The 15,190-nt window shown below is 71.0% G+C and carries 15 protein-coding genes; 12 read left to right on the forward strand and 3 right to left on the reverse strand.

Going from position 1 to position 15,190, the window contains the following annotated elements:
- The 3 genes from ACIPK4_RS29585 (at window position 1) to ACIPK4_RS29595 (ending at window position 2,877) form a co-directional block, all read left to right on the forward strand.
- Window positions 1–1,245 carry a sensor histidine kinase gene (locus ACIPK4_RS29585; RefSeq protein WP_385187176.1) on the forward strand — a complete coding sequence of 415 codons (1,245 nt, stop codon included), beginning with the start codon at window positions 1–3 and terminating at the stop codon, window positions 1,243–1,245.
- Between the two features lie 384 nt (window positions 1,246–1,629).
- Complete coding sequence (locus ACIPK4_RS29590; RefSeq protein WP_030154344.1) at window positions 1,630–1,926, forward strand: DUF4193 domain-containing protein; 297 nt, start codon at window positions 1,630–1,632, stop codon at window positions 1,924–1,926.
- Between the two features lie 12 nt (window positions 1,927–1,938).
- Entirely contained in the window at window positions 1,939–2,877 is a 939-nt protein-coding gene (locus ACIPK4_RS29595) for a hypothetical protein (RefSeq protein ID WP_402318106.1), read from the forward strand.
- Between the two features lie 58 nt (window positions 2,878–2,935).
- On the opposite strand, the gene ACIPK4_RS29600 is transcribed toward ACIPK4_RS29595, so the two are convergent.
- Complete coding sequence (locus ACIPK4_RS29600; protein ID WP_054227492.1) at window positions 2,936–3,391, reverse strand: DUF3093 domain-containing protein; 456 nt, start codon at window positions 3,389–3,391, stop codon at window positions 2,936–2,938.
- A 58-nt stretch (window positions 3,392–3,449) separates the two neighbouring features.
- Between ACIPK4_RS29600 and ACIPK4_RS29605 the strand changes: the two genes are divergently transcribed.
- The 7 genes from ACIPK4_RS29605 to ACIPK4_RS29635 all read left to right on the forward strand — a co-directional run bounded on the left by ACIPK4_RS29605 (window position 3,450) and on the right by ACIPK4_RS29635 (window position 9,992).
- Window positions 3,450–4,034, forward strand: a complete 585-nt coding sequence (locus tag ACIPK4_RS29605) for a PaaI family thioesterase (RefSeq protein ID WP_402318110.1) — start codon at window positions 3,450–3,452, stop codon at window positions 4,032–4,034.
- Entirely contained in the window at window positions 4,034–4,579 is a 546-nt protein-coding gene (gene dut / locus ACIPK4_RS29610) for a dUTP diphosphatase (RefSeq protein WP_054227490.1), read from the forward strand. The genes ACIPK4_RS29605 and dut overlap by 1 nt, the downstream gene beginning before the upstream one ends.
- 1 nt (window position 4,580) lies before the next feature.
- Window positions 4,581–5,360 (forward strand): DUF3710 domain-containing protein, encoded by a 780-nt coding sequence (locus ACIPK4_RS29615; protein WP_054227489.1) that lies wholly within the window; start codon window positions 4,581–4,583, stop codon window positions 5,358–5,360.
- Between the two features lie 160 nt (window positions 5,361–5,520).
- Entirely contained in the window at window positions 5,521–8,103 is a 2,583-nt protein-coding gene (locus ACIPK4_RS29620) for a DUF4118 domain-containing protein (protein ID WP_402318114.1), read from the forward strand.
- The gene (locus ACIPK4_RS29625) at window positions 8,100–8,786 is read left to right on the forward strand and encodes a response regulator (protein WP_054227487.1); all 687 of its coding nucleotides are present in this window, start codon (window positions 8,100–8,102) and stop codon (window positions 8,784–8,786) included. Before ACIPK4_RS29620 ends, ACIPK4_RS29625 begins: the two co-directional genes overlap by 4 nt.
- 24 nt (window positions 8,787–8,810) lie before the next feature.
- A complete protein-coding gene (locus tag ACIPK4_RS29630) occupies window positions 8,811–9,230 on the forward strand; it encodes an OB-fold nucleic acid binding domain-containing protein (RefSeq protein ID WP_082411105.1) in 420 nt (139 codons plus the stop codon).
- Window positions 9,231–9,233: 3 nt separating this feature from the next.
- Window positions 9,234–9,992: a DUF3159 domain-containing protein gene (locus tag ACIPK4_RS29635; protein ID WP_402318117.1), complete on the forward strand. Its 759-nt coding sequence runs from the start codon at window positions 9,234–9,236 to the stop codon at window positions 9,990–9,992.
- A gap of 87 nt (window positions 9,993–10,079) precedes the next feature.
- Here ACIPK4_RS29635 and ACIPK4_RS29640 read toward each other — a convergent pair whose 3' ends face one another.
- Both ACIPK4_RS29640 and ACIPK4_RS29645 read right to left on the reverse strand, forming a co-directional pair.
- On the reverse strand, window positions 10,080–10,742 hold the full coding sequence (locus ACIPK4_RS29640; RefSeq protein ID WP_053691455.1) for a TrkA family potassium uptake protein: 663 nt from the start codon (window positions 10,740–10,742) through the stop codon (window positions 10,080–10,082).
- Window positions 10,739–11,407 carry a TrkA family potassium uptake protein gene (locus tag ACIPK4_RS29645; protein ID WP_030154367.1) on the reverse strand — a complete coding sequence of 223 codons (669 nt, stop codon included), beginning with the start codon at window positions 11,405–11,407 and terminating at the stop codon, window positions 10,739–10,741. The genes ACIPK4_RS29640 and ACIPK4_RS29645 overlap by 4 nt, the downstream gene beginning before the upstream one ends.
- A gap of 195 nt (window positions 11,408–11,602) precedes the next feature.
- Between ACIPK4_RS29645 and ACIPK4_RS29650 the strand changes: the two genes are divergently transcribed.
- Complete coding sequence (locus tag ACIPK4_RS29650; RefSeq protein ID WP_402318120.1) at window positions 11,603–13,651, forward strand: APC family permease; 2,049 nt, start codon at window positions 11,603–11,605, stop codon at window positions 13,649–13,651.
- Window positions 13,652–13,780: 129 nt separating this feature from the next.
- Complete coding sequence (locus ACIPK4_RS29655) at window positions 13,781–15,112, forward strand: class I SAM-dependent RNA methyltransferase (protein ID WP_402318123.1); 1,332 nt, start codon at window positions 13,781–13,783, stop codon at window positions 15,110–15,112.
- Window positions 15,113–15,190 lie beyond the last annotated feature (78 nt).

Genomic DNA, 15,190 nt, shown 5'->3' on the forward strand with positions numbered 1-15,190 from the left:
GTGGCGGCGACCCCGGCACCACCCACGGTGCCGCCGAGACCGACCTGGGACCCCGGCCAGCCCGAGGGTCCCTTCCCTTGGCTGCGGCCGACCATCCGCATACGCCTCACGCTGCTGTACGGCGGGATGTTCCTGATCGCCGGCATCCTGCTGCTGTCGATCATCTACCTGCTGGCGGCGCAGGCGCTGCGCGAGGGCAACGGACTGCCGTTCAAGATCGTGGGTGGTACGGACATCCAGGTCACGAGCACCTGCCCCGGCGTGATCGGCAAGGGCCAGACCCACGACCAGTTCAACGCGGCGATCAACACCTGCATCCTGGAGCAGCGCCGGCACGCGCTGGACGATCTGCTCAGCCGGTCGCTGATGGCCCTGCTCGGCCTCAGCATCATCGCCTTCGCCTTCGGCTACGCGATGGCCGGCCGGGTGCTCTCGCCCCTCGGCAAGATCACCCGGACCGCCCGCCGGGTGGTCGGCTCCGACCTGACCCGGCGGATCGAGCTGGACGGGCCGGACGACGAGCTCAAGGAGCTAGCCGACACCTTCGACGAGATGCTCGACCGGCTGGAGCGGGCCTTCACCGCCCAGCAGCGGTTCGTCGCGAACGCCTCGCACGAGCTGCGCACCCCCCTCGCCATCAACCGGACGCTGCTGGAGGTGCACCTGTCGGATCCGGGCGCGCCGGTGGAACTCCAGCAGCTCGGCAAGACGCTGCTGGCCACCAACGAGCGCAGCGAGCAGCTCGTCGAGGGCCTGCTGCTGCTCGCGCGCAGCGACAACCAGATAGTCGAACGCAAGCCCGTGGACCTGGCGGAGGTCGCCTCGCGGGCCATCGACCAGGCGCGCGGGGAGGCCGCGGCCAAGGGCGTCGAGATCCGCGGCGAGCGGGCGCCCGCCGTGGTCCAGGGCAACGGCGTCCTCCTGGAGCGGATCGCCCTCAACCTGGTGCAGAACGCCGTCCGGTACAACGTGCCGGAGGACGGCTGGGTGGAGGTGACCACCGAGTCCCAGCACGGCCAGGCGATCCTCGTCGTCTCGAACACGGGTCCCGTGGTTCCCGCGTACGAGGTGGACAACCTCTTCGAGCCCTTCAGGCGGCTGCGTACGGAGCGAACGGGCAGCGACAAGGGTGTCGGGCTCGGCCTCTCGATCGCGCGCTCCGTGGCCCGCGCCCACGGCGGCCGGATCTCGGCGACGCCGCGCGAGGGCGGTGGCCTCGTGATGCGTGTCACTTTGCCCCTGTGAGTCCCCTCACGGTTTGTTCGCTGTCGGCTGAATGGCTGGAGGGCGGGCGGCGGGAGGGTTGTGTGATCGATCACATTGTCGAGTGTTGGGTCATGTGCGTTCAGTGACCCCGAAAGAGGCCGGAAAGCCCGGGAAGTCCGGGTTTCCCGCCCCTCGAACGGCGGGAAATACACGGGGTGGCGTTTGTGCAAGACGGCCCCCGGACCGTGTACGGTCCCGGTCGTCATCCCAGCCGATCGCTCCTTCAGGTGGGCGGCTGGGTGTCGATTGAGTAACAGACCTTGATGTGAGGCAAAATCTCCGCCTCAGGTCGGGCACAAGTCCGGCCTCTCGCGCGTTACGTGCGCTGAGACACCGCTAAATCCCAGAGGGGGAGAGCGAAAAATGGCAACGGACTACGACACCCCACGCAAGACCGACGACGACGTCGACAACGACAGCATTGAAGAGCTGAAGGCCCGGCGCAACGAGAAGTCGTCTTCCAGCGTCGACGTCGACGATTTCGACGCGGCGGAGGGCATGGAGCTGCCCGGTGCGGACCTCTCCAACGAGGAGCTGGCCGTCCGGGTGCTGCCCAAGCAGGCCGATGAGTTCACCTGCATGAGCTGCTTCCTGGTGCACCACCGCAGCCAGCTGGCGCGCGAGAAGAACGGTCAGCCGATCTGTCGCGACTGCGACTGAGAGGCGTCGGCCGTGACCGGCTCGACACCATTCCGGAAGCGGCGCTTCCGGAAGGCTGGTGATCCGGCGGAGACGCAGGCGGGAGCCACGGGCCCGGAAACGGGCCCAGGAGCCCCCGGCATACCCGCCGTGTCCTCCGGCACCCCCGCGGCGGTGCCGACGGCCGCAGAGTCCGACGAGGCGGCCCGGCGCTGGCCCGGGGCTCGTCGGCTGCAGGCCGTCAGAAGTGGTGTGCGCAAGGGCGGCGAACACGCCAGGGCCGCCGTCCAGCACATCGCCGACCGCATCATCGAGAACGCACCGCGCGTTCCGGTTCGGGACCTCGCGACCCTGCGCGCGCAGTTCCCGGGCCTCGGTCCCGATCAGCTGGCCGACAAGCTGATCGCGGGCGCCGCGTACGGCACCTCGACGGTGGGCGCCGGTATCGGAGCGGCGGCCATGCTGCCGGTGCCGCCCGCGATGCCCGCCGAACTGGCCGCGGAGATCACCGGGGTCGCGGTGATCGAGCTGAAGCTCGTCGCGGAGCTCCACGAGGTCTACGGCCAACGGCCGTCCGGAAACCTCAGGGAGCGCAGCCTCGCCTACCTGACCGCGTGGACGGAGGAGCGCGGGGTGGACCTGACCAAGCCGACGACGCTCAACGTCGCACTCGGTGGTCAGATGAAGCGCGAACTGCGCCAACAGATCGTGAAGCGGACGTTCCGCAACCTGCCGAACCTGATGCCGTTCATGATCGGCGCGACCGTCGGAGCGGTCATGAACCACCGCGACACCCGGAAACTCGCCGAGAAGGTCCGGAGCGACCTGCGGAGCCGCGCCGTGGCGTGGGACGCGCTGCCGGAGCTTCCGCCCCTTGAGCAGCCCTCCCAGCCCCTTCCCGAGGCCGCCAGGGCCGCCCTCGAGGGCAGGGTCGTCATCGAAGACCCGCCCGGGGACTGGCCACCGGCCTGAGCCACCGGCCCGGGCCCCCGGCCAGGACCCCCGGCCAGAACCCCCGGCGGCCGGTCCGTCAGCCCTTGGCCGAGCGGATCGCCTTCACCAGCGCCTGCGGCTCCCGCGTGGAGACGTACGCGTACGGCGTCGGGTCCTGCGGATCGGTGATCGGGATCCGCACCGCCGTCGGGACGTAGCTGCGCAGCAGCATGAAGGCGCGGGTGTCCGCCTTGTACGTGCGCCAGGCACGCGCCTCCTCGGCGTCCAGCACCTCGGGCTCGCCCAGCACCGCCACCGGGATCCGCGCGTCACCGGCGGCCAGCGCACCGCCCACCACGCGCACGCGCGCGGAGCCGTACGAACTCACCAGCATCCCCGCCAGTGCGGTGCCCCCGACCAGTCCGGCCAGCAGCGGCAGCGTGCCCAGCGGCAGCAGCATCAGCGCGCACGCGAGGCCGATCAGTACGGCGATGGCCCACCAGGAGCGGGGGGCGGTCAGACGTTCGTCGTGGTGCGCGGGGGAGAGCTGCATACCGTCAAGCCTGCCACGAGGCGACCGCCGGGTAGCGGCGCGGGTAAGGTCTGCGCCTGTGAGTGGACGAAACACAACGTTGACGCCGCCGGCCGAGGCCGTCGCGCCGGTCCGGCACCCCGACGCCCCGGCACCCGGCGAGCCGCTCGGTGCGCACTACGGGCACTGCTTCGGCTGCGGCGAGGGCCAGCCCCACGGACTCCACCTGGAGGCCCGCGCGGGCGAGGGCGTACGCGTCAGCGCCGAGTTCACCGTCAAGCCCGCCCACCAGGGCGCCCCCGGCCTCGCCCACGGCGGTGTGCTCGCCACCGCGCTCGACGAGACGCTGGGCTCCCTGAACTGGCTGCTGCGCGTCATCGCGGTCACGGGACGGCTGGAGACCGACTTCGTGCGGCCGGTGCCCGTCGGCACCGTGCTGTACCTGGAGGCCGAGGTCACCGCCGTCGCCGGCCGCAAGATCTACTCCACCGCGGTCGGACGGATAGGCGGGCCCGAGGGCCCCGTCGCCGTGCGCGCGCAGGCGCTCTTCATCGAGGTGAAGGTCGACCACTTCATCGACAACGGTCGGCCCGAGGAGATCCGGGCGGCGATGTCCGACCCGGACCAGGTCAGGCGCGCACGCGCCTTCGAGGTGAACCCCTGATGGCTACGCACAACCCCAACCACGCGGCACCCGTCGACGTGCTGATCAAGCGCGTCGACCCCGAGGTGCCCCTGCCCGCCTACGGCCACCCCGGCGACGCCGGCTGCGACCTGGTGACCACCGAGGCCGCCGTGCTGGAGCCCGGCGAGCGCACCGTACTGCCCACGGGCGTGTCCATCGCCCTGCCCGACGGGTACGCGGCGTTCGTGCACCCGCGCTCGGGGCTGGCCGCCCGCTGCGGGCTCGCGCTCGTGAATGCCCCGGGGACGGTGGATGCCGGGTACCGTGGGGAGATCAAGGTGATCGTGGTCAATCTCGACCCGCGCGAAAGCGTCCGGTTCGAGCGCTTCGACCGCATTGCCCAGCTGGTTGTCCAGAGGGTCGAGAAGGTGCGCTTCCACGAGGTGGCGGAACTTCCCGGCTCGGCCCGGGCCGAGGGGGGTTTCGGCTCCACCGGCGGTCATGCGGCCGTGGCCGGATCCGGCGCTGGTCAGCAGGGTGGGAATGGCTACGCTTCGGTCGTATCCGACCGGGAAGGACAGTGACGTGTTCGGACGTCGCAAGAAGAACGACTCCGCCAAGGACGGCGGCGCGGCCGAGCAGGTCGTGGACGGCGTGGCTGCCGACGAGCAGGACGGCGGCGAGGAGCAGGACTCCGCGCCCCGCAGGGTGAACCTGCCGCCGGCCCCGCGGCCCGACGGCCCCTGGGACGTCTCCGAGGTGCCCGGTGCGCCCGAGGACGGCCGCGTCGACCTGGGCGGCATTCTCGTACCGGGTGTCGAGGGCATGGAACTGCGCGTCGAGGTCGCCGGTGACGCGATCGTCGCCGCGACGGTCGTCCTCGGCGACAGCGCCGTGCAGCTGCAGGCCTTCGCGGCGCCCAAGAAGGAAGGCATCTGGGGCGAGGTCCGCGAGGAGATCGCCACGGGCATCACCCAGCAGGGCGGCATCATCGACGAGGTCGAGGGTCCGCTGGGCTGGGAGCTGCGCGCCCAGGTGCCCGTACCGATGCCCGACGGCCAGACCGGCGCCCAGCTGGTCCGCTTCGTCGGCGTCGACGGCCCGCGCTGGTTCCTGCGCGGCGTCATCTCCGGCCAGGGCGCGGTGCGCCCCGAGTCGGCGGGCGTGCTGGAGCAGATCTTCCGGGAGACCGTCATCGTGCGCGGCGACGGCCCGATGGCTCCGCGCGACCCGATCGTGCTGAAGCTGCCGAACGACGCCCAGATGGTGCCGGACGGCGTGCAGACCGAGGACCAGGAGGGCTCCCGCTTCTCGGGCGGCATGGGCCAGCTGGAGCAGGGTCCGACGATCACCGAGGTCCGCTGACCCGGCGGTACCCCGGCGACGACCGTTTCCGGCCGCGGGCCGTACTCCTTCGGGGGTACGGCCCGCGGCCGTACCCGCGGGGCGTCAGAGATCCGTCAGGGATCTGCGGACGGCCTGCAAAAGGTGCGTGATCGGCGGAAACGTCCCGGAGAATGAGCGCATGGGACGCGGCAGGCTACGGATCTACCTCGGCGCGGCACCCGGTGTGGGCAAGACGTACGCGATGCTCTCGGAGGGCCACCGCAGGGTGGAGCGGGGCGCCGACTGCATCGTCGGCTTCGTCGAGCACCACGGGCGGCCGCGTACCGAGGTGATGCTGCACGGGCTCGGCCAGGTGCCGCGCAAGGAGCTCTCGTACCGGGGCGCCACCTTCACCGAGATGGACGTGGACGCCGTCCTGGCGCGCCGGCCCGCCGTCGCGCTCGTGGACGAGCTCGCGCACACGAACGTGCCGGGCTCACGCAACGCGAAGCGCTGGCAGGACGTGGAGGAGCTGCTGCGGGCGGGCATCGACGTCGTGTCCACCGTGAACATCCAGCATCTGGAGTCGCTCGGCGACGTGGTGGAGTCCATCACCGGGGTGCGCCAGCGCGAGACCGTGCCGGACGAGGTGGTGCGGCGGGCCGACCAGATCGAACTCGTCGACATGTCCCCGCAGGCGCTGCGCCGGCGGATGGCCCACGGGAACATCTACCGGTCCGACAAGGTCGACGCGGCCCTGTCCAACTACTTCCGCCCCGGCAACCTCACCGCCCTGCGCGAGCTCGCACTGCTGTGGGTCGCCGACCGGGCCGACGAGTACCTCCAGCAGTACCGGGGCGAGCACAACATCCGCACGACCTGGCAGGCCCGTGAGCGGATCGTCGTCGGGCTCACGGGCGGGCCCGAGGGCCGCACGCTCATCCGCCGCGCCTCCCGGATGGCCGCCAAGGGCTCCGGCAGCGAGATCCTGGCCGTCTACATCGCCCGCAGCGACGGCCTGACCGCGGCCTCGCCGAAGGAGCTGGCGGTCCAGCGGACCCTGGTCGAGGACCTTGGCGGAACGTTTCACCATGTGATCGGCGACAACATCCCCGACGCGCTCCTGGAGTTCGCCCGCGGGGTCAACGCCACCCAGATCGTGCTCGGCTCCAGTCGCCGCAAGGCCTGGCAGTACGTGTTCGGACCCGGCGTGGGCGCCACCGTGGCCCGTGACTCGGGGCCCGACCTCGACGTGCACATCGTCACGCACGAGGAGGTCGCCCGGGGCCGCGGCCTGCCCGTGGTCCGCTCGGCGGCCCGGCTCGGACGGCCGCGGATCATCGCGGGCTGGACCGTCGGGATGGTCCTCCCCGCCCTGCTGGCCGTGCTGCTCACGCACGTGAACGCCGACCCGGGCCTCGCCAACGAGATGCTGCTGTTCCTGTCGCTGACCGTGGCCGCCGCGCTGCTGGGCGGGCTCTGGCCGGCGCTGGCCTCCGCGGCCTTCAGCTCGCTGCTGCTGAACTACTACTTCGCCCCGCCGGTGCACCGGTTCACCGTCTCCGACCCGAAGAACATCGTGGCCATCGCCGTCTTCTTCGGGGTGGCCGTCTCGGTGGCCTCGGTGGTGGACCTCGCGGCCCGGCGCACCCACCAGGCCGCCCGGCTGCGCGCCGAGTCCGAGATCCTCTCCTTCCTGGCCGGCAGCGTGCTGCGCGGCGAGACCACGCTGGACGCGCTGCTGGAGCGGGTGCGGGAGACCTTCGCGATGGAGTCGGTGGCCCTGCTGGAGCGCAGCAGCGACGTGGACCCCTGGAGGCCCGCCGGGAGCGTCGGCCCCGGCCCGGTCGGCCGCCCCGAGGACGCCGACGTCGACATGCCCATCGGGGACCACATGGCGCTGGCCCTGTCCGGCCGGGTGCTGCCCGCCGAGGACCGCCGCGTGCTCGGCGCCTTCGCCGCGCAGGCCGCCGTCGTCCTGGACCGCCAGCGCCTGGTCGGGGAGGCCGAGGAGGCCCGGCGGCTGGCCGAGGGCAACCGGATCCGCACCGCGCTGCTGGCCGCCGTCAGCCATGACCTCCGTACGCCGCTCGCCTCCATCAAGGCGTCGGTGTCCTCCCTGCGCTCCGACGACGTCGACTGGTCCGAGGAGGACCGCGCCGAGCTCCTCGAGGGCATCGAGGACGGCGCCGACCGCCTCGACCACCTGGTCGGCAACCTGCTCGACATGTCCCGGCTCCAGACCGGCACCGTGACGCCGCTGATCCGCGAGATCGACCTCGACGAGGTGGTCCCGATGGCGCTGGGCGGCGTACCGGAGGACAGCGTGGACCTCGACGTCCCGGAGACCCTGCCGATGGTGGCGGTGGACCCCGGGTTGCTGGAGCGGACGGTGGCCAACGTGGTGGAGAACGCCGTCAAGTACAGCCCGGCCGGGGAACGGGTACTGGTCGCTGCCAGCTTCCTCGGCGACCGGGTCGAGGTCCGCGTCGTGGACCGCGGGCCCGGGGTGCCCGACGAGGCCAAGGACCGGATCTTCGCCCCCTTCCAGCGACACGGGGACGCCCCGCGCGGGACCGGGGTCGGTCTCGGCCTCGCCGTGGCCCGCGGCTTCGCCGAGGCCATGGACGGCACCCTGGCGGCCGAGGACACGCCCGGCGGCGGCCTCACCATGGTGCTGACGCTGCGGGCCGCCACGCGCGACAGTGAGCACGCCGGCGCCCCCGTCGGCGCCGACCCCCTCGCTCCCGACCGGATACGACAGAAAGCAGGACCTCAATGACCCGGGTGCTCGTGGTGGACGACGAGCCGCAGATCGTCCGAGCTCTCGTGATCAATCTGAAGGCGCGCAAGTACGAGGTCGACGCTGCGTCGGACGGGGCCGGGGCCCTGGAACTCGCGGCAGCCCGCCACCCCGACGTGGTCGTCCTCGACCTGGGCCTGCCCGACATGGACGGCGTCGAGGTGATCAAGGGCCTGCGCGGCTGGACCCGGGTGCCGATCCTGGTCCTCTCGGCCCGGCACAGCTCCGACGAGAAGGTCGAGGCGCTCGACGCCGGGGCCGACGACTACGTCACCAAGCCGTTCGGAATGGACGAGCTGCTGGCGCGGCTGCGCGCCGCCGTCCGCCGGGCCGAGCCGTCCGCCGGCGCCGGCGAGGACGAGGTGCTGGTCGAGACCGACGGCTTCACGGTGGACCTGGCCGCCAAGAAGGCCGTGCGCGAGGGGCGCGACGTACGGCTCACGCCCACCGAATGGCACCTGCTGGAGGTGCTGGTCCGCAACGGGGGCAAGCTGGTCAGCCAGAAGCAGCTGCTCCAGGAGGTCTGGGGGCCCTCGTACGGCACCGAGACGAACTACCTGCGGGTCTACATGGCGCAGCTGCGCCGCAAGCTGGAGGCGGACCCGTCGCACCCGCGGCACTTCATCACCGAACCGGGCATGGGATACCGCTTCGAGAGGTAGCGGGGGCGCCGGTACGCTTCCTGTATGAGTGCTGAACCGCGTCCCGAGAAGTCCGTCAAGCCGGTCAGGCCGGCGGGCCGGTTCCGGCGGATGATTGAGCGGCTGTCGACCTCGCAGGAGGAGCTGCATTCGGCGGAACTGCAGGAGGACGCAGAAGCCGCGGGGTGTACGCGGATCTGCGACTCCCACGACCGCCAGATAGTCAAGGTGACGGGCACCCTGCGTACCGTCACCCTTCGGCCGCGCGCCGGAGTCCCCGCCCTGGAGGCGGAGCTCTTCGACGGATCGGCCGGGCTGGACGTCGTGTGGCTCGGGCGTCGCTCGATCGTGGGAATCGAACCGGGCAGGCGCATGATCGCCTCCGGGCGGATCGCGATGAGCCACGGCCGCCGGGTCCTCTTCAATCCGAAGTACGAACTCCGACCGCTCGGACAGGAGCACTAACCGGTGACGTCACTCGACAAACCGATCACCCCGGATCCCGCGGGCGGGCCCTCCGCCGACCAGAAGGCCGTGACGCAGGCCGCGCTGTTCGACGCCTTCGGCGGCATCCGGGGCACCGTGGAGACGATGCTCCCCGGGCTGCTCTTCGTGATGATCTACACGGTCAACAAGGACGTGAAGATGTCGGCGATCGCGGCGGGCGCGGTCGCCGTCCTGCTCGTGATCGTGCGCCTGCTGCGCAAGGACACCGTCAAGCACGCCTTCAGCGGGGTCTTCGGCGTGGGCGTCGGCGTCGCCTTCGCCCTGTTCACCGGTACTGCCAAGGGCTTCTACCTGCCCGGCATGATCTACGGCGCCGGGCTGGGGGTGGCCTTCACGCTGTCCGCGCTGGTCGGGTTCCCGCTGCTGGGTGTGATCCTGGGGCCGGTGTTCAAGGAGAACCTGTCCTGGCGGACCCGCAACCCCGGGCGGAAGAAGGCGTACACCAAGGCCAGTCTGGCCTGGGGGATCATCTTCCTCGCGAAGTACGCGATCCTCTTCCCGCTGTACTGGTGGGGGGACGCGACACAGCTGGGCTGGGTGCTGATCGCCCTGAAGCTGCCGCCGATGGTGCTGGCGGTGTACTTCACCTGGGTGTTCCTGGCGAAGGCGCCACCGCCGATCGACGTGATCGCGGAGTGGGAGGCCGAGGAGGCCGCCGAGGAGGCCGCCAAGGAGGCCAAGGAGGCCGCGAAGGGCCCCGCGCGGCACCGCCGGGCCTGACGCGCGGACCTCATGCACGAAGGGGCGGCCCGACCGGGAAATGGTCGGGCCGCCCCTTCTTCTCGCTCCTGCGCCTGCCGCGAGGCGTCAGTGGCGGGCCTGGAGGAGGTCCTCCAGCTGCTCCTCCCGGGCCTGAGCGGCCACGAAGAGCAGCTCGTCGCCCGGCTCCAGGGTCTCCTCCGCGTGCGGGGTCAGGACCCGGTTGCCGCGGATGATCGTGACCAGCGAGGTGTCCTCGGGCCAGGTGATCTCGCTGATCTGGGTCCCGGCGACCGAGGAGTCGGCGGGCAGGGTCAGCTCGACGAGGTTCGCGTCGCCGTGGCTGAAGCGCAGCAGGCGCACCAGGTCGCCGACGCTGACGGCCTCCTCGACCAGGGCGGACATCAGACGCGGCGTGGAGACCGCGACGTCGACGCCCCACGACTCGTTGAAGAGCCACTCGTTCTTCGGGTTGTTGACCCGCGCCACGACCCGGGGGACCCCGTACTCCGTCTTGGCCAGGAGGGAGACGACCAGGTTGACCTTGTCGTCGCCCGTGGCGGCGATGACGACGTTGCAGCGCTGCAGCGCGGCCTCGTCCAGCGAGGTGATCTCGCAGGCGTCGGCCAGCAGCCACTCGGCCTGCGGCACCCGCTCCACGGAGATGGCGGTCGGCGCCTTGTCGACGAGGAGCACCTCGTGCCCGTTCTCCAGCAGCTCTCCCGCGATGGAACGGCCCACCGCGCCGGCTCCGGCGATCGCGACCCTCATGCGTGTGCCTCCTCGGGCCCCTCGGCGAAGGACGCCTCGACCTTGTCGATCTCGTCCGTCCGCATCATCACGTGGACGAGGTCGCCCTCCTGCAGCACCGTCTGGGACGTCGGCAGCATGGCCTCGCCCAGTCGGGTGAGGAACGCCACGCGGACGCCGGTCTCCTCCTGCAGCTTGCTGACCTTGTGGCCGATCCACGCGGCGGAGGTGTGCACCTCGGCGAGCTGGACACCGCCGCTCGGGTCGCGCCACAGCGGCTCGGCCCCGGACGGCAGCAGCCGGCGCAGCATCTGGTCGGCGGTCCACCGCACGGTCGCGACCGTGGGGATGCCCAGACGCTGGTAGACCTCGGCGCGCTTGGGGTCGTAGATGCGGGCGGCGACGTTCTCCACGCCGAACATCTCGCGGGCCACCCGGGCAGCGATGATGTTGGAATTGTCACCACTGCTGACGGCGGCGAATGCGCCCGCCTCCTCGATCCCGGCCTCGCGCAGCGTGTCCTGGTCGAAGCCGACCCCGGTGACGCGGCGGCCGCCGAAGCCGGCTCCCAGCCGACGGAATGCGGTGGGGTCCTGGTCGACGACGGCGACCGTATGCCCCTGCTGTTCCAAGGTCTGCGCGAGGGCGGAGCCCACTCTTCCGCAGCCCATAATGACGATGTGCACGGCCGTCCTTCCGGCTGTCAGCGCTCGCTGGTTCCCAGCCTCATTGCATGCTCTGGCTTCACAGGGTCTCAGACCACGGCCCAAGCTACACACGGGCGGTCCCCCGTGTGACCTTTGCAGCACAGACGGCCCCAATGCCCTTGAATACCGGCGGGGGGTTCGTCAGCCGTATTTCGAACGCATACGATCCTCTGCGTGTCCAAACTGACCGACGTGCCCAAACGGATCCTGATCGGCCGGGCGCTGCGCAGCGACCGCCTCGGGGAAACCCTTCTCCCCAAGCGGATCGCCCTCCCCGTCTTCGCCTCCGACCCGCTCTCCTCGGTGGCATATGCCCCCGGCGAGGTCCTTCTGGTCCTGTCGATCGCGGGAGTGTCGGCGTACCACTTCAGCCCCTGGATCGCGGTCGCGGTCGTCGTGCTGATGTTCACCGTGGTCGCCTCCTACCGCCAGAACGTCCACGCGTACCCCAGCGGCGGCGGCGACTACGAGGTCGCCAACACCAACCTCGGGCCGAAGGCCGGACTGACCGTGGCGAGCGCCCTGCTCGTCGACTACGTCCTGACCGTCGCCGTGTCGATCTCCTCCGGAGTCGAGAATCTCGGTTCCGCCGTCGATTTCGTCATCGAGCACAAGGTGCTCTCGGCGATGATCATGATTCTGCTGCTCACGCTGATGAATCTGCGCGGAGTGAAGGAATCCGGAAAGCTCTTCGCCATCCCGACGTACGTGTTCGTCGGCGCCGTCTTCGTCATGATCGCCTGGGGCGCCTGGCGCGGCCTCGTCGCCGGCGACACGATGCAGGCCCCGACGGCCCACCTGGAGATCAAGGCCGAACACCAGGGGCTCGCCGGCTTCGCGCTGGTCTTCCTGCTGCTGCGGGCGTTCTCCTCCGGATGTGCCGCCCTGACCGGCGTCGAGGCCATCAGCAACGGCGTCCCCGCCTTCCGCAAGCCCAAGAGCAAGAACGCCGCCACCACGCTCGCCCTCATGGGGGCCCTGGCGGTCACCATGTTCTGCGGGATCATCGGCCTGGCCATGGCGACCGACGTGAGGATGGCCGAGTCGCCGGCCACCAACCTGCTCGACAACGGCGTCCCCGTCGGCCCCGAGTTCGTCCAGCACCCGGTGATCTCCCAGGTGGCCGAGGCCGTCTTCGGCAACGGCAGCCTCCCGTTCATCATCCTGGCGACCGCCACCGCGCTCGTCCTGTTCCTGGCCGCCAACACCGCGTACAACGGCTTCCCGCTGCTCGGCTCGATCCTCGCGCAGGACCGCTACCTGCCGCGCCAGCTGCACACCCGCGGTGACCGGCTCGCCTTCTCGAACGGCATCGTGCTGCTCGCCGGCGCGGCCATGCTGCTCGTGTGGATCTACGACGCCGACTCCACCAAGCTGATCCAGCTCTACATCGTCGGCGTGTTCGTGTCGTTCACGCTCAGCCAGATCGGCATGGTCCGGCACTGGAACCGCCACCTGCGGACCGAGAAGGACCAGGCCGCACGGCGCCGGATGCACCGCTCGCGGGCGATCAACACCTTCGGTGCGATCTTCACCGGCCTGGTGCTCGTCGTCGTCCTGGCCACCAAGTTCACGCACGGCGCCTGGGTCGCCCTGCTCGGCATGGTGATCTTCTACGGAACGATGACCGCGATCCGCAAGCACTACGACCGCGTCTCCGCCGAGATCGCCGCCGCCGAGGGCCCCAGCGACGACAGCGTGCGGCCCTCCCGGGTCCACTCCATCGTCCTGGTCTCCAAGGTGCACAAGCCCACGCTGCGCGCCCTGGCCTTCGCCAAGCTGACCCGCTCGGACACCCTCGAAGCGCTCAGCATCAGCGTCGACCCGGCCGAGACGAAGGCGCTCAAGGAGGAGTGGGAGCGGCGCGGCATCAACGTACCGCTCAAGATCCTCGACTCCCCGTACCGCGAGATCACCCGCCCGGTGGTCGAGTACGTGAAGGGCCTGCGCAGCGAGAACCCGCGCGACGCCGTCAGCGTCTACATCCCGGAGTACGTCGTCGGCCGCTGGTACGAGCACCTGCTGCACAACCAGAGCGCGTTGCGGCTCAAGGGCCGCCTGCTGTTCACCCCCGGCGTGATGGTCACCTCGGTGCCGTACCAGCTGGAGTCCTCGGAGCTCGCGAAGAGGCGGGCGAAGAAGCGGCAGGAGTGGAACGCCCCGGGCGCGGTGCGCCGCGGACCGGTGGACACCCCGCGCCCGAAGGACCGCGCGGGCAAGTAGCGCCGCGGCCGAAGGACCGCGCGGGCAAGTACCGCCGCGGCCGCTGTGGCAAACGGCCGGACGAGATCCACGTAAACTGGTGGGTCGGTCGTCCGGCCGTTCCCATTTATGTTTTGGAGTCTCCCCACCATGACCGAGCAGAACGAGAAGCAGTCACTGGTCGGGGAGGAGTACGAGGTCGAGGTCGGCCCCGTCGCGCACGGCGGCCACTGCATCGCCCGGACGTCCGACGGCCGCGTCCTCTTCGTCCGCCACACCCTCCCGGGGGAGAAGGTGATCGCCAAGGTCACCGAGGGCGAGACGGACTCCCGCTTCCTGCGCGCCGACGCGATCACCGTCCTGGAGGCCTCCAAGGACCGCGTCGAGGCCCCCTGCCCGTACGCCGGCCCCGGCAAGTGCGGCGGCTGCGACTGGCAGCACGCCAAGCCGGGCGCCCAGCGCCGGCTCAAGGGCGAGGTCGTCGCCGAGCAGCTGAAGCGGCTCGCCGGGCTCACCCCGGAGGAGGCCGGCTGGGACGGCACGGTCATGCCGGCCGAGGGCGACAAGCTCCCGGCGGGCCAGGTCCCGCAGTGGCGCACCCGCGTCCAGTACGCCATCGACGAGACCGGCCGCGCGGGCCTGCGCAAGCACCGCTCGCACGACATCGAGCCGGTCGACCACTGCATGATCGCGGCGCCGGGCGTCAGCGAGCTCGGCATCGAGAAGCAGGACTGGCCCCAGATGGCCACGGTCGAGGCGATCGCCGCGACCGGCTCCCAGGACCGCCAGGTCGTCCTGACCCCCCGCCCCGGCGGCCGGCTCCCGCTGGTCGAGCTCGACAAGCCGGTCTCGGTCCTGCGCGTCGAGGAGAAGGACGGCGGCGTCCACCGCGTCCACGGCCGCCCCTTCGTCCGGGAGCGCGCCGACGGCCGCACCTACCGCGTCGGCATGGGCGGCTTCTGGCAGGTCCACCCGCAGGCCGCCGACACCCTGATCAAGGCCGTCATGCAGGGCCTGATGCCGCGCAAGGGCGAGATGGCCCTCGACCTCTACTGCGGCGTCGGCATCTTTGCGGGCGCCCTCGCCGAACGCCTCGGCGAGACCGGCGCCGTGCTGGGCATCGAGTCCACGAAGCGCGCGGTCGAGGACGCCCGGCACAACCTGGCCGACTTCCCCCGGGTCCGCATCGAGCAGGGCAAGGTCGAGACGGTCCTCCCGAAGACCGGGATCACCGAGTGCGACCTGGTCGTCCTGGACCCGCCGCGCGCGGGCGCGGGCAAGCAGACGGTCCGCCACGTCGCGGGCCTCTCGGCGCGCCGCATCGCGTACGTGGCCTGCGACCCGGCGGCCCTGGCGCGCGACCTGGCCTACTTCCGCGAGGCGGGCTACAAGCCCCGCACCCTCCGCGTCTTCGACCTCTTCCCGATGACCCACCACGTGGAGTGCGTCGCGATCCTCGAACCGGCCTCGAAGGGCTCCTGACCTGCGGTTTCTTCGGTGCGCATTATGTGCGGTGTGGGCGTTACGGGCGATATCTGACGCTGAAATGACGCTCGTGAC

This window comes from Streptomyces sp. NPDC086989 (assembly GCF_044745505.1).
In the GTDB taxonomy this organism is placed as follows: domain Bacteria; phylum Actinomycetota; class Actinomycetes; order Streptomycetales; family Streptomycetaceae; genus Streptomyces.